This window comes from Pontibacillus sp. ALD_SL1 (genome assembly GCF_017355605.1).
In genome coordinates this window covers 982,224-997,723 of sequence record NZ_CP062974.1, presented here as the reverse complement: position 1 = coordinate 997,723, position 15,500 = coordinate 982,224, and the positions used below count along the sequence as shown (strand labels likewise).

Sequence of the window (15,500 nt, the reverse complement as noted above, 5' to 3'; positions counted from 1 at the left end):
ACCCCGTTCTCGTGATTATCTCTTCACGTAGCCTGTCGGATTAAGATGTTGCCACCTCCACGCGTCTTTGCACATGTCTTCTATTCCTTTTGTCGACTTCCATCCTAACTCTCTCTCTGCTGCTCTTACATCTGCGTAGGAAACCGCAACATCGCCGCTTCGTCGATCGGCAATCGTAAAAGGAATCGTTGTTTGAGTGACGTGTTCAAACGTATGAAGAAGTTCTTTAACCGTCGTTCCTTTACCAGTACCCAAGTTGTAAACTGCGACACCCGGATCCATGCGCTCTGTCGCTTCAATTCCTTTTACATGGCCATTAGCAAGGTCTGTAATATGGACAAAGTCTCGTATACACGTGCCGTCTCTAGTCGGATAATCATCCCCAAAGATATGAAGAACAGGCAGCCTCCCAATCGCTACCTCTGTGATGTATGGCATAATGTTATTCGGTACACCAGTCGGTTTCTCCCCGATTAAGCCACTTTGATGAGCACCAACAGGATTAAAATAACGTAGAATTACGATTTTTACAGGAAAGTAGGAACGTTGAAAATCTTTTAAAATTTGTTCAGACATATGCTTCGTCCTGCCGTATGGGTTCTCTGTTTTCACTGGGTGGGTTTCTGGTATAGGCACATGTTGAGGTGGTCCATACACCGTTGCAGAAGAACTGAATACAAGTCGATGAACGTGATGTTTCTCTATACATTCACATAAATGGAGAAGCGGGGTTAGGTTATAGCGGTAATATTGAAGTGGGTCGGTTACCGATTCTCCTACTGCTTTTAATCCTGCCAGGTGAATGACCGCATCAATGGTGTAGGTCAGAAAGACTTCATCAAGTGAATCAAGGTCCATCATGTCGACATCCATAAAGTGAACGCGTTCACCTGTGATCGATTCAATCCTCTCTAGTGCTTCTGGCGTACTATTGACGAAATTATCAATCACAACGACTCTGAAGCCTGCTTCTATTAATTCCACACAAACATGCGAACCAATAAAACCTGCACCGCCTGTTACCAGTATCGTCTCCATTCTCTTTCACACCTTCTCTTATGGATTGCCTGTCCTTAACATGAGTATATGTTTTCATAGATTTATATAGGCCTTAATCCTCAATTTTATTTATATAAGACTATTGTATTACAATCTTACAAAAATCGGTAGTTTCACTTGGCTCTCTCACTATTTTTTAGGTTATATGTAAAAAAGCCTTCCTATATGAATAGGAAGGCTAGTAGGTCCACTGATTGTAATAGTTTGGTTCATAGGTGTGAATAAACCCGTGCTGCCTTGCATAAGCGGTGCTTTTCTCCTCATTTTCGTAAGAGACCGTAAATACATGAACACCATACGTTTGGCGTATCTCTATCAATTCTTCAATACGATCTTGACTCCATTCATCTTGAACAACCTCGTATTCGAACCTCTCCCACATGATCCCGTCCACATAGGGAGCAGAAACGTCAGCTAGCGTACCGAACCCCCAGTTCTGAATGATTGGAATGGAACCATACTCCCGCCTAACAAACTTCAACAGCTCGACGTAAGCCTTTCGTTGCGCTGTTAACACGTCTTTATCTTGAGCGTGCTGATCATCAATATCCCCAACCGTATCTAAGAAGATGCCATCGAAACCTTTGTCGATAACTTGAGCTTTCATATCCTGCCTCAAGATAGATTGATAATGGGTCGATGTCAGATCCATCAAATACGAATTCCATTTAGGGAAGAAGACCTTCTCACCGTCTCGATAAAAGAAGTCTTCTGCTTTAAGCTGATCCATTACTTCACGATTCCATTCATCAGCTTCCATTACATTGACGTACCCTAGAACCATCGTCCCATTTTCTCGAATGCGAGAAACTTGCTTTTTCGTAACTTCACGTGGTTCTAATATGACAAGATCATAGCGGTTCATGTCCCTTTCAATTTTCTCAGAAACCGTATCATAATAGATTTGATAGGAGGTTACGCCATCAAAAGCTCGAGAAGAAGCAGGAACAGAACTTGGAACTAGGAGTGAAAACACCAATCCTATAAAGGACAATAACACCTTTCTCACATGTATCCCCCTCCAATCAGGAAACGAGGAATTAGCTCAGACCAGCAATCAATACAGACCTTCTTATCGTAGGCCTGTATTGTACGTCCCTACTATTTCGTTCCTCCTTTTCATCATACAAACTCTTCACACAAATTTCCAACTTCACGCAAACCTTACTGTTCTCATGTATCTAGATAGGAGTTACTTCGCGATAGGCTTGAGCCGTTCATCGGGCCACGTCAGGTGGGGTGGCGGGGCTTGAGCCGTTATGCTTCAACTCGAGCCACTTCTAACCTCTTTTGAGCCGTTTCTAGCTGACTTGAGCCTTTACGCGCTGACTTGCGCCTTTATTTTTCGCTCTTGAGCCGTTATCTCTTTAACTTAAGCCGTTCCACCTTAGCTTAAGCCGTTCCGTCATAAACTTGAGCCGTCCTCGCCGAACTTGAGCCACTCCCCCGCCCCACGTCACCCCCACTCTCACACAACACAGCGCTAAAGGGTGTCAGACACCCTTCACCCCTTTACAGCACAAAAAAGACAGGTCCACCCCTGAAAGGGGTGGGCCTGTCTTTGTTTATTCTTTATAGAATCCCCATTGCTGCAAGAGCGATAACAGCTACGACTGATAGAATCGGGATGACTATAGCTACAACGAAGATATCTTTATAGCTATCTTTGTGTGTCATGCCTGTAATCGCGAACAATGTCAGCACCGCGCCGTTATGAGGCAGTGCGTCTAGTCCTCCGGATGAGAGCGAGGCAATCCGGTGAAAGGCTTCTGGACTTACGCCTGTGTTCATCGCAATCTCGTAATATTTATCACCAAGTGCTTCTAAGGCAATTCCCATACCACCTGAAGCGGAACCGGTTGCACCGGCTAGAATGTTAACCGAAATCGCTTCAGAGATAAGGGGGTGTCCTTTAACGCCCATTAACAGTTCCGTTAAACGGTCAAATCCTGGCACAGCTTTTACCACGGTACCGAAACCTACAGCCGCACTTGTGTTAATGATTGCAAGAACCGATCCACTTGCTCCTGCGTTAATCGCTCCAACGAAACGTTTAACTTTCGAAACATTTAAAATCATAATAAGTAAAATACCAATAATTAATGCCACAATAACATCTAACTCAAATAGATTCAGTGTAATCAATACGGTTAGCAAAGGAAGAAACGATAGAGTCCAGTGAGGAATCACAACGTCCTCCTCTTCCTTTTGTTCTTTCGGTTCTGTAAAGGTTTCTCCTTTTTCCGTCAGCTTCTTCTCTTGTCTGCGCAGGTAGAAGTAACCTCCGCCTGCCATAATGATCGCTGCAATGATCCCCATCACGGGCGCAGCCATGGCATCTGTCTTATAATACTCCATCGGAATCAGGTTTTGAATCTGAGGTGAACCCGGTAGCGCCGTCATCGTAAATGTGAACGCCCCTAAGGCCACTGTTGCCGGTATTAACTTCCGGCTAATATTCGCTTCGCGGAATAAAGATAAAGCTAACGGATAAACCGCAAACACCACAACGAACAAACTCACCCCGCCGTAGGTTAATACAGCCGCAGACGCTAACACACCAAGGATCGCTCGCTGTGATCCGATTACTTTTGTCATGGCAACCGCTACGGATCGTGCCATTCCTGTCTCTTCCATCAACTTCCCGAAAATTGCACCCAGCATAAAGACCGGGAACCAGCTCTTCGCGAAGTTCACGAACCCTCCCATATATGTATCTTTGTAGGCTTCTAATACATCAAGGCCTCCTGTTATAGCAACAACACCTGCCGCAATAGGTGCTACCCATAGGATGGACCACCCTATGTAGGCAAGCACCATTAAAACGACAAGTCCTAAGAAAATCCCAAGCATACTACATCCTCCAATATCAATCTAAGATCGTTCTCTTGCTAGTTAAACTTCAACGACCATCGCAATGCCCTGGCCCCCACCAATGCATAGTGATGCGACTCCGTACCGCTCATTTCGTCGTTTCAGTTCTTTCATTAATGTATATAAAACACGCGTCCCACTTGCGCCAACCGGGTGACCAAGTGCAATGGCTCCACCATTTACGTTTACCTTGTCCCGATTTAGCCCTAGTTCTTTTTCTACCGCAATATACTGAGAAGCAAACGCCTCATTTACTTCAATTAGGCTCATATCCTCTAAGCTCAGGGATGCTTTCTCAAGCGCCTTGCGAATGGCTGGTGCAGGACCAATTCCCATAATGGAAGGATCAACGCCAGCTACGGCCCAGGACACAATGCGACCAAGTGGCTTAAGACCCCTTGACTCAACAAACGATTCACCCGCAAGGACAACAGCACCTGCTCCGTCGTTAATGCCACTTGCGTTTCCACCTGTTACCGATCCGTCCTTCTTGAAAGCAGGCTTCAGACCAGATAGCTTCTCAGCCGTTGTATCTTCCCGAATATGCTCATCCGTATCAACGACTTGAGTCCCTTTTCTGGTTTTCACCTCAACAGGCACAATTTCTTCTGCAAACTTACCTGATTCACGTGCGGCAGCTGCACTTTGGTGACTGCGAGCAGCATAAGCGTCTTGTTCTTCACGAGAAACTTCATACTTATCTGCCAGGTTCTCGCCCGTCACGCCCATACCAGCACCAATATATTCATCTGTTAAAGCAGCCCAGAGCATGTCATCTAGCTTCGGTGCGCCTAACTTTGTTCCGAACCGACTCCCATGTAAAGCATAAGGGGCAAGACTCATACTGTCTACCCCGCCTGCCAATGCCGCTTGTCCTTCTCCTAGTTGGATCGACTGAGCAGCTGAAACGACAGACTGCAAACCAGAACCGCATAAACGGTTCACCGCAAGAGCCGGACTCTCATACGGAAGCCCTGCTTGAAGAGCGATGTGGCGCGCTAAGTAAGGAGCATTTTTCGCAGAATGAATCACATTCCCCATAACGGAAAAATCAAGATCCTCTGCTCGAATCCCACTTCGCTCAATCGCACCCTTACTCGCTGTAACGCCGAGCTGAGTTGGGTCTACATCTTTTAATACCCCGCCAAAACTTCCAAAAGGCGTACGAGCTCCTTCTAAAATATATACATTCTCCATTGTTTCCACTCCCATCTATTATTGTGCCGTATATCCGCCGTCCATTACAACAGCCTGACCGGTTACCCCTTTTGCCGCATCACTAGCTAGAAACGCTGTATAGTCAGCTATTTCTTTCACAGAAAGGAGGCGCTTCTGTGGCACAAGCGGATAAATGACTTCTTCTAATACCTTCTCAAGGGAAACGTCCCTGGTTTTCGCTAAATCTTCTAACTGTCCGCGAACTAGCGGCGTATCCACATACCCAGGACAAACCGCATTGACCGTAACGCCATGTTCCGCCCCTTCTAGAGCTGACACTTTCGTTAGCCCAATCACACCATGCTTCGAGCTGTTATAAGCGGCTTTTCCTGCAAAACCAATCAGTCCATTAATAGACGCCATATTAATAATGCGACCGAATCCTTGCTCTTTCATAATCGGAAACGCATACTTCGTTGCCATAAATGGTGCTGTGAGCATCACTTTGACCATGAACTCAAACTTCTCTGTCGGGAACTCTTCAATCGGTGACACATGTTGAAGACCAGCATTATTAATTAAAACATCGAGTCGGCCGTAATGCTCTACGGCCTGATCGATTGCCCCTTTTAACTCATCTTCATTCGTAACGTCACATCTCACACCCATGCATTCATAACCTTTAGAAGTTAGATCACGCGTAACGTCCTGAACTTTCTCTTCATTAATATCACTGAATACGACCTTTGCCCCTTTTTCAGCAAAATCAACACCGATTTCATAACCAATGCCACTTGCTGAACCTGTGATGAGTACGACTTTATGTTCTACCATTCTCGTGACCCTCCTAGCTTAGTACGCAGTTTCTAATAGATTCGGGCTTACTTTAAGTTCGGCTTCTGTAGACTCTTTAATCTCTTCAACCGTCCATCCATCAGCAAGTTCAACAAGTTCTAACCCTTTATCTGTTACATCAATGACCGCACGTTCTGTAATGATGCGATCGACAACACCTTTCCCTGTTAGAGGAAGGCTACACTGTTTTAAAATTTTAGGCTCTCCGTGTTTGTTAACATGGTCCATAATGATGACGATTTTCTTCGCACCGTGTACGATATCCATCGCACCACCCATGCCTTTAATCATCTTGCCAGGGATCATCCAGTTTGCAAGGTCTCCCGCTTCAGAGACTTCCATCCCACCTAAAATAGCGAGATCCAAATGCTCACCGCGGATCATGCCAAACGATTCTGCACTATCGCAATACGCACTCCCAACCGCTGCTGTAACAGTTTCTTTCCCAGCATTAATAAGATCCGGATTCACTTCATCTTCATATGGGTAACGCCCAATTCCAAGGAGACCATTCTCCGATTGAAGCACCATCTCTTTATTCTCTGAAATATAATTGGCTACCATTGTCGGCATGCCAATCCCTAAATTGACGTAGAAACCGCTTTCAATTTCCTTCTCAGCTCTACGCGCAATTTTCTCACGCTGTGCTGCTTTATCTAATTGTTTAGCCACGATAATTCCTCCTTTTTATGCATTTGCATTTGTCGTTAATCGTTCAATGCGCTTCTCCTGCTGCCCTTCAATCAGTCCCTGAACATACACGCCTGCCGTATGTACGTGATCTGGATCGATGGCACCTGGTTCAACAAGCTTCTCCACTTCAGCAATGGTCACTTTCCCGGCTGCTGCCATCATTGGGTTGAAGTTACGAGCCGTTTTGTTATAGACGAGGTTCCCAAGGCGGTCACCTTTTGCCGCACGGACTAAACTGAAATCAGCCTTCAGTGCATGCTGAAGCAAGTATTCTTTCCCGTCAAAAGTACGCACTTCTTGCCCTTCTGCAATCGGTGTACCCACTCCTGCTGGTGTATAAAACGCAGGGATCCCAGCGCCACCTGCACGAATTCGCTCAGCAAGTGTCCCTTGAGGAACAAGCTCTACCTCTAATTCTCCCTCAATTACCTGACGCTCAAATTCTTTATTCTCCCCGACATAAGAGCCGATCATTTTATCAATTTGCTTATTCTGAAGCAATAAGCCTAGTCCCCAATCGTCAACACCACAGTTATTTGAGATAACCGTTAAGTGTTTTACATTCGACTCGACTAATGCCAATATTAAATTCTCCGGAATTCCAACAAGACCAAAGCCACCTACCATAATTGTGTCATGATCCTTAATGCCTTTCACTGCTTCTTGGAACGATGTATACATTTCTTTCATCATTTCCCACTCCCTTCACCCTATTTATATGCAAAAATCATGCCAACTTTCCAAATCCTGCTACAATGCTTGTTGAAGCCCACTTCCTATTAAAGTGATTCCAGAATTCCAGAATACTTTGGAAAAACATCTGCAAACATTATGTAAGCCCTTACAAAAACCAACTAAAAAAGCCATTCCATTTTACCGGAATGACTTTCCACGATTACGGAATGACTCATAAGCCGTATTTCTTCACTTTTTCATAGAGAGAGGATTTTCCGATTCCAAGCGTCTCGGCAGCCTTCACTTTATCTCCGTTCGCATGAGCCATCGCTTCTTCAATCGCCCGCTTCTCTGCTTCTTCAAGACTTTCCTTTAACGTACGCCCAGCAGAATAACCACTTGATGTCGCACGAATCGAAGAGGGGAGGTCCTCTAGACCAATCGATTCAGAGCGAGTTAAATGCACGGCGGATTCGATGGCATTTTCTAATTCACGCACGTTCCCTGGCCAAGAATAGCGCCTGAAGGCTTCGTGCACAGCCGTGTCAAAATCCTTCACCCGCTTCCCTATCTTATCCGTCACTTTATGAAGGAGAGATCTTGCAAGTACCTCAATATCCTCCTTTCGCTCCCTCAGCGCTGGCACATGGAACTGAACGACATTAATCCGGTAAAATAAATCTTCACGAAAGCGCTGGTCCTGAATCAATTGTTCTAATGGCTGATGGGTCGAAGCAATGATTCGGACATCAACTTTCTTAGGATGTGTCGCCCCTATTGCTTCTACCTCTCCCTCTTGTAAAACACGCAGTATTTTCACCTGAGCATGGATAGGCATGTCCCCAATTTCATCTAAGAAAAGCGTGCCACCATCCGCAAGTTGAAACTTACCTGGTTTGCCGCCTTTTTTCGCACCAGTAAAGGCTCCTTCTTGATAGCCAAACAGTTCTGATTCGAGAAGGTCTTCAGGGATAGCGGCACAGTTTACTTTGACAAACGGTTTATTGCTTCGTTCGCTTAGATGATGAATGCTATGAGCAAACAGCTCTTTCCCCGTTCCACTTTCTCCGCGGAGGAGCACAGAGACATCACTTGGAGCTACTTGTTTAATTTTATCTTTTAACACTTCAACCTCTTGTGACTGACTAATAATATGGTGCAGAGCGTAAGTCGCCCCTGTTTGTTCCCTGCGCTGCGTGCGGTACGCTTTCAACTCAAGAAGCAAATCCCGTATGTGACTGTTCATCTTCAACCATTCTTCTGTATCACGGAACAACACCATTCCGAACGCTCCAACGACTTTTCCATCTGAACGCAGGGGGATTCGGTTGGCAATCATATAGTTCCCTCTTATGTATTGAAGATCTGCCATCTCTTCCTTACCCGTTTCAGCAACTAGGTGCATGCGTGTATTCTCAATCACATCTGTTACATGTTTGCCAATTGCCTCATGTTTATCTACGTTCAAAAATGAGCAGTAGCTTTCATTAATGTAAGAAACGAACCCTTCATGATCAACAACAACGATACAGAAGTTCCCATTCTCAAAAAACGTATCAAATACATCCTGCTTGTGACTATCTCTAATCGATTCCACTAAACCCCACTCCTTGTCACCACAATATGATAACGATTTCATGCTTTTCTATTAGTCTATCATGATGAGTAAAATGCGGTATAGTCTAATCAGTCTACTAATATAAAAAAGCCATAAGGAATGGTTTCCATTATGGCTCTACTTCTTTCCTTCGTTTATATCAATCAGAAACAGATCTAAGATCCATCACCTTGTTTCAGTTCTATACCAGAGCTTTCTCCAAGGTCATCCGCAACAATTGCTACACCCTTTACTTTTGTGCCAGGCTCTACTTTAGGTTGAACGGAAGGGTTCCCTGGATACGTAGTACCATTATACGTTAATCGGGCAAAGAAGGGTTCAATCCCTCCTCCATACACATTCATGATGATGTCTTTATACCCGTTTGTTTTTGTATTGCTTATAATAACAGGGTTATTTACAACACTGAATCTGGTGAGTAGCGAATAGTCTCCGTCTTGTTCTTTAAAGATCGCTGCGCTACACCCACCCGTCCCGCAAAAATATTGTCCTACCAAGTAAACGAACGTTTCCGGTATTCCATCTCCGTTCAGATCCACTTTATTATAATAGTACCTCGCCTTACCTTGATTCGTGTATTCGAACTCTTTCATTAATGCTTTTTCGAGTTGAGGATCTCTTTTCTTTTCAGAAGTGATGTATTGGATAGAGGATAGATCGATATCGTCTTTATTCACGAAAGATTCATAGCTCTCTAGTTGGTTTCGTAACTTCATAAGCTCTTTCTTTATTTTCAAAAGCTCCTCTTTACCCGGATATGGATAGTCAAAGGATAAAGCCTTCTCTATTGACATAAGTGCTTCTTCGTACTTCCCTGTCTTCATTTGAGCATCGGCTAAATAGTACCAATAAGTTGTAGAATCTGTTTCTTGTAGAACCTTTTTATAATATCTTTCTACTTTTTTAAAGTAATCAGGATAAACATCCGGTGCCCATGTGAACTCCTGCCCTGACCACCTGAATACTTCGATCCGGTAAGCGACTCCTGTATCATGCTTCCATAAAGCTAATTCAGAAATCCCATCTTTCTCCCCCATATCTTCTACATCAATCATGCTTATATATTGATTCCCTACAATTAGATCCTGAAGACCATTTTCTGTCCATTCATACACGTTAAGATCGGACCAGTGAGAAGCAACTTGCCACCCTACAATAAGGTTGTTCTCGGAGGGGCTAATGATAGGGGACGCCCCAAAATAAGTTATATTATAGCCTTTTCCTTTAATCACGTTAACAACTTGCCATGTTCCATAAAAGCATTTCAACACAAGGATATAATTCTCCCCGTGCCAATAAAAAGCTCCTACGATCTCAAGCACACCATCCCCGTCTAGATCCACAGCTCCTACTGCTGGTTGTTTTGGGGTTGTTCCTAATTCGACCATTTCGGAGTAAGGTGGCAAAAATGGAAGGATTACGTTCACTAAATAATCGCTATCCCACATAACTAAACCTCTCCATCGCTTTTTGGTTTAGTATATGATGGTTCATTTTTGTATATGTGATGTAAAGCCTGCTTATACTCAAACTATCTGTGTTAAGCCCTCTTTTACATACTAAAAAAGTAGCTCAATTCATTGGGTACAGGTTGTGCTATGTACATCAATAATTGAACTACTTATTCGATTCGTAGTGTTCTATTATAATGGAAATCCTCTGAAGTCATATGTGTCTTCTAACACATTCAACTCGACTTCTTCTCCATCAGCATTTTTGAAAGTAATCGTTTCTTCACCTGTCCACTCGACAGGAACGTCTTCCTTCATCCAGGTTACGTTTCGTACGAACGTGTCTCCTTCATACAAGGCTCCAATGTACGTTAGTTTTTCATTCGCTGGTGCGCCATCCTTTTCTAAGATCCGGATGGTATAGTTACCCTCATCTGCTTGGTACTCAGCCACTTTCTCGAAGCGATCAATCGGCATATCGTCAAATCCGAACGGCCCACGAAACATAACAGCAAATGTATACAGACCTAGTAGTATTAAAGGGATTAGTACAATAATCGTTATATATTTCTTCAAAACTCTACTCCTCCTACACCTTACTTCCATCCTTATCTTATCACGTTCATTATAAAAGCGTAAGCGCCCGATTAGCAACGTTTAGACTGAACTGATCCGGCGGAGAGATCAAGGAAACACGGTGAGCTAAAGAGGAATCGTTGTTAACTGATCGACAGGAGTTATGTTATCCAGCTCCAATCGCCCAGCAACTAGTAAACTTATGTAACTTCAATTTTGATTAGCTTTTTGAATACCAAGATGAAGAATCAAACCTACTGCACTTGTCATATTAAGTATCACAGCCAAAATGATCAATACCCAATGCAGCGGTTCAGGCAGCTGCGCATTTTGACTGATCGTTAATGCACTAAGACCGATTAACAGCATTGATATTAGTAAAGGTACGTTTTTCACCAAATTAATCCACCCCTCTTCCTTATTATCTAATAATAATAATAGTAAGTTCTCCATATTACAAAAAACAACAATTTTTACAAGTTCAACTAAAAAAAGAAGAGAGGCAATATCTTCTCTTTTCGTTATGTATACGTATAAACTTCTGTTTTTGATCGCTTATGCTGGTACATTCTTTGATCAGCTTCAATAAATAAATCATCCATTTCTCCTGTTGAGTGGGTATTGAAAGCATACCCCATAGATAACGCCAAGCGAGAATTTGGGTGACAATCATTGTGATCGTTAACGTGTTTTTGTATTTGATTAAAAACGGATTCGACCTCTTCTGGTGTGGTGTTTGTCAGCAGAATAGTAAATTCATCTCCACCAACCCTTGATACAGCCGCATTAAGAGGAGTAGATTCAAGGAATACTTCAGCAGCCTTCTGAATATAGGAATCTCCATGCTTATGGCCATACTGGTCATTCATATCCTTCAGTTTGTCTAAGTCGCACAAGATCATTCCAACTGCACTTTCGACCTCTTGATCATACTTCTCCATTAGTTGGTCAAAGTAGTCCCGATTATAGAGGCCTGTCAAAGCATCATGGGTGCTTCGATATTCTAAATTTTGCTGTAGTTGAACTTTCTCATCAATATTGCGCAAGATGCCATGCAGCTCTATCAAATCTCCGTCCTCATTATAGACAGGAGAAGCATACTCCTCAAACCACCGGTATTCCCCTATCCGATTGCGCCAACGTTGAATAAACGGCTTTGAATAATCAAGTTGATCTGTGATCTTCTTTTCTAACGTGTCCAGATCATCAGGGTGAATTAGTTTTAAAGGCAGATAAGGATCCTCTAATGACGCTTCTACGATGCCCTTGCCTAAATAAGAATCAAGCGCAGGACTGATGTATATGTGCTTTTGTTCCGGTTGAAGTTGAACAATGTAAATAATGTCTCTTGAATTTTCAACTAGCTGATAAATTTGCTTTTCCTTCTCATTCTTTTCTTTCCAACGATGTTTGACATAAGAGGTATACATACTAAATAAGAAAAGTCCGACGGCGAGACCTGCAACAAAATATAAATTCTCCATCGTATAACCCCTAGCTTTTCGAATATCCTCTTATTTTACTATAAAAGAAGAGACTTTTGACCCATTCGACAGAAAATTCTATTAAATTTTCGAACAATGCTCCTCCAAGTCACCGGCGGAAAGCAAGTCGTTCCGACACCCCCCTCTCATAAAACGGAACGGCCCCAAGCACAGTAAAGCCTCTCAGCTTCGAGTCACCCATAGTACTGCCCTTTTCTTAAAGCACCTATATAAACCCACACTAAACGTTAACAGAGCCAATTAAAAAAAGAGCAGTTCAATAAAGAACTGCTCAAATCAATTGGTGAATTGTGTAATCTTACGAGAAGGAATATCCTTCAAAGACCTTTAACCCTTCTTCATTTAACACGTTCCCGGCAACTTCAGGTTGATTCGGGCTCTTCGCAAAGACTTCTTCACAGGAAATCATAATATTATCTCCAGCAATCTCAGCTAGTTGATCATGGCTTACGCTATAAACGACCTTACCTAAGTTCGCCCAGACCATGCCTCCCGAGCACATCACGCAAGGTTCACAACTCGTATAAAGTGTGTATTCGCTTAAATCAAAAATGTTGTGTTCGGAGCAGAATTTCCGGATTAGACCGATCTCTGCGTGGTGGGTTGGGTCACATAGAGAATTGATCTGATTTTCTCCAATCATCGCAATCTCGTCACCCTTCACAAGAATGGCTCCGAACGGTTCATTCCCTTCTTCACGTGCCTGCTTCGCCATTTCAATTGCTTTTTTCATAAATTCTTCATCCGTATGTTTCATTCAAAATCCCTCCATCCAATGCTACTATACAGCATTAGGATGAGATTCACGAACCAGGATGATACAGCTAATCACTTATTTGAATTGATGAAAGAGTTTGAATCCATGTTCTTAAATTGAAAAGAAGTGCACTCTAACCACCCCGTTAACACTTCAATATCCCTGGCAAATACCCGATCTTCTTCTATTGAAGCTACTACTCCCCTCGCTTTTTGATGCAGGTTCTGTATCGCTTTCGAAGCTTTTTTTACTCCTCTGTACTCTAAAGCCTGTAGTGCACAGATGAGTTCGATTGCGAGCACCTTCTCTGCATTAAGGACAATTTGAAAGGCGTGCCGTGCTCCAATCGTGCCCATACTGACGTGGTCCTCTTGGTTTGCAGAAGAGGGGATCGAATCCACACTTGCCGGATGAGCAAGCGTCTTGTTTTCTGATACGAGAGAAGCCGCCGTATACTGCAAAATCATCGCACCAGACTGCAGACCAGGATCAGGACTTAAGAATCCAGGCAGATCATTCAACTGGGGATTGACGAGACGCTCGATTCGGCGTTCTGAAATATTCGCAAGTTCCGCTACCGCAATCTTCATAAAGTCCATCGCCAACGCAATGGGCTGACCGTGAAAGTTCCCACCTGATACCACCGTTGCTCCATCGTCTAAAATAAGCGGGTTATCCGTGGCTGCATTCATTTCGATCTCGAGCTTTTCTTTTACATAGGTTAAGCTTTGGCGTGATGCTCCATGAACTTGCGGAATGCAGCGTAGAGAGTAAGCATCCTGGACACGCTTCTCCCCTTGTCTTGTGATGAGTTCACTCCCATTTGTAATGGCACGAATTCGTTCTGCGACTTCTATTTGCTCAGGGTACCCCCGAGCTTCATGAATGGCAGGGTGAAAGGCGTCAATAATGCCCTCGAGTGCTTCTAGCGTCATCGATGCAATCCAATCACACTGTTCAATAAGTCGCTCGGTTTTTAAATAATTCAGCACCCCCATCGCCGTCATCGCTTGCGTTCCGTTAATGAGCGCCAATCCCTCTTTTGCCTTTAATTCAAGAGGCTCCATTCCTTTTTCTTCGTATACTTCAGCCGTCGATTTCGTATGCTCCCCATCATAGACCTCCCCCTCTCCCACAAGCACAAGAGCAAGATGAGACAAAGGCGCAAGATCACCAGAAGCACCTAACGAACCTTGTGACGGAATAACAGGAATAATGTCTTGATTGACCAGGTCCCTTAACCGTTCAACAAGACAAGGCCGAACCCCTGACACCCCTTTTAACAAAGCATTTAACCGCAATACTACCATCGCTTTACTAACTAGCTTTGGAAAAGGCTCACCCACTCCGCACGCATGCGACCGAATTAAATGAAGTTGCAATGTATTCACATCTTTCTCATGAATCCGCACATCACTAAACTTGCCAAATCCCGTATTAATTCCATACACCGTCTTCCCATCAGCCACAATTTTCTCCACAACCGCACGACTCTTTTTTACGTTCTCTAAGCTTTCCGGAGCAATTTGAATCTTCTCTCCGTGGAAGCATATATCTCGCATATCTTTTAAAGTTAAAGTTGATCCTGTTAATTCAATCATGCTGACCGACTCCTTTCTTTTGATTGATTTTGTCTTATTTCTATTTGAGGCTGTTGTTTGGGGCGGGGAACTGGCTCATGTTGAGCAAAACCGGCTCAAGCCCGAGCGAGCGGATCTGGCCAGGGCGGGAACTGGCTCAAGTTAGGCATAAGCGACTCATGTCTACCTCGAAACGGCTCATGTTTTTCGAAAACCGGCTCAAGACTTGAAAAAAGCGGCTCTACTTGACCGCGATCGGCTCAAGTTCAAAGTTTGTGGCTCAAGTCCGCTGGTACTGGCTCATGTTTTTCAAAAACCGACTCAAGCACAAGCGAGCGGATCTGGCCAGGGCGGGAACTGGCTCAAGTTAGGCATAAGCGACTCATGTCTACCTCGAAACGGCTCATGTTTTCTTGAAACTGGCTCAAGACTTGAAAAAAGCAGCTCAACTTGACCGTAACCGGCTCAAGTCCAAAGTTTGTGGCTCATGTCCGCTGGTACTGGCTCATGTTTTTCAAAAACCGACTCAAGCACAAGCGAGCGGATCTGGCCAGGGCGGGAACTGGCTCATGTTAGGCATAAGCGACTCATGTCTACCTCGAAACGGCTCATGTTTTCTTGAAACTGGCTCATGACGTGAAAAAAGCAGCTCAACTTGACCGTAACCGGCTCAAGTCCAAAGTTTGTGGCTCATGTCCG

The 15,500-nt window shown here is 43.9% G+C and carries 14 protein-coding genes; all 14 read right to left on the bottom strand.

What is annotated here, in order from left to right:
• Window positions 1-15: 15 nt before the first annotated feature.
• Entirely contained in the window at window positions 16-1,038 is a 1,023-nt protein-coding gene (gene galE, locus IMZ31_RS05045) for a UDP-glucose 4-epimerase GalE (protein WP_207529489.1), read from the bottom strand.
• Window positions 1,039-1,237: 199 nt separating this feature from the next.
• On the bottom strand, window positions 1,238-2,068 hold the full coding sequence (locus IMZ31_RS05040; protein ID WP_242705644.1) for a glycoside hydrolase family 191 protein: 831 nt from the start codon (window positions 2,066-2,068) through the stop codon (window positions 1,238-1,240).
• 563 nt (window positions 2,069-2,631) lie between these two features.
• Window positions 2,632-3,912 (bottom strand): GntP family permease, encoded by a 1,281-nt coding sequence (locus IMZ31_RS05035; protein WP_036786407.1) that lies wholly within the window; start codon window positions 3,910-3,912, stop codon window positions 2,632-2,634.
• A gap of 42 nt (window positions 3,913-3,954) precedes the next feature.
• On the bottom strand, window positions 3,955-5,130 hold the full coding sequence (locus IMZ31_RS05030; protein ID WP_207529488.1) for a thiolase family protein: 1,176 nt from the start codon (window positions 5,128-5,130) through the stop codon (window positions 3,955-3,957).
• A gap of 18 nt (window positions 5,131-5,148) precedes the next feature.
• The gene (locus tag IMZ31_RS05025; RefSeq protein ID WP_207529487.1) at window positions 5,149-5,925 is read right to left on the bottom strand and encodes a 3-hydroxybutyrate dehydrogenase; all 777 of its coding nucleotides are present in this window, start codon (window positions 5,923-5,925) and stop codon (window positions 5,149-5,151) included.
• Window positions 5,926-5,943: 18 nt separating this feature from the next.
• On the bottom strand, window positions 5,944-6,618 hold the full coding sequence (locus IMZ31_RS05020) for a 3-oxoacid CoA-transferase subunit B (RefSeq protein WP_207529486.1): 675 nt from the start codon (window positions 6,616-6,618) through the stop codon (window positions 5,944-5,946).
• Window positions 6,619-6,633: 15 nt separating this feature from the next.
• Window positions 6,634-7,329, bottom strand: coding sequence for a CoA transferase subunit A (locus tag IMZ31_RS05015; RefSeq protein ID WP_207529485.1), 696 nt, complete (start codon window positions 7,327-7,329; stop codon window positions 6,634-6,636).
• A gap of 217 nt (window positions 7,330-7,546) precedes the next feature.
• Entirely contained in the window at window positions 7,547-8,911 is a 1,365-nt protein-coding gene (locus tag IMZ31_RS05010) for a sigma-54 interaction domain-containing protein (RefSeq protein ID WP_242705643.1), read from the bottom strand.
• 176 nt (window positions 8,912-9,087) lie between these two features.
• Window positions 9,088-10,380 (bottom strand): tetratricopeptide repeat protein, encoded by a 1,293-nt coding sequence (locus IMZ31_RS05005; RefSeq protein WP_207529483.1) that lies wholly within the window; start codon window positions 10,378-10,380, stop codon window positions 9,088-9,090.
• Window positions 10,381-10,575: 195 nt separating this feature from the next.
• On the bottom strand, window positions 10,576-10,959 hold the full coding sequence (locus tag IMZ31_RS05000; protein WP_207529482.1) for a DUF5412 family protein: 384 nt from the start codon (window positions 10,957-10,959) through the stop codon (window positions 10,576-10,578).
• Window positions 10,960-11,169: 210 nt separating this feature from the next.
• On the bottom strand, window positions 11,170-11,358 hold the full coding sequence (locus IMZ31_RS04995; protein ID WP_207529481.1) for a hypothetical protein: 189 nt from the start codon (window positions 11,356-11,358) through the stop codon (window positions 11,170-11,172).
• A gap of 122 nt (window positions 11,359-11,480) precedes the next feature.
• A complete protein-coding gene (locus IMZ31_RS04990; RefSeq protein ID WP_207529480.1) occupies window positions 11,481-12,443 on the bottom strand; it encodes a sensor domain-containing diguanylate cyclase in 963 nt (320 codons plus the stop codon).
• A gap of 319 nt (window positions 12,444-12,762) precedes the next feature.
• Window positions 12,763-13,221: a nucleoside deaminase gene (locus IMZ31_RS04985; RefSeq protein ID WP_207529479.1), complete on the bottom strand. Its 459-nt coding sequence runs from the start codon at window positions 13,219-13,221 to the stop codon at window positions 12,763-12,765.
• 71 nt (window positions 13,222-13,292) lie between these two features.
• Window positions 13,293-14,822, bottom strand: a complete 1,530-nt coding sequence (gene hutH / locus IMZ31_RS04980) for a histidine ammonia-lyase (RefSeq protein WP_207529478.1) — start codon at window positions 14,820-14,822, stop codon at window positions 13,293-13,295.
• Between the last annotated feature and the right edge of the window lie 678 nt (window positions 14,823-15,500).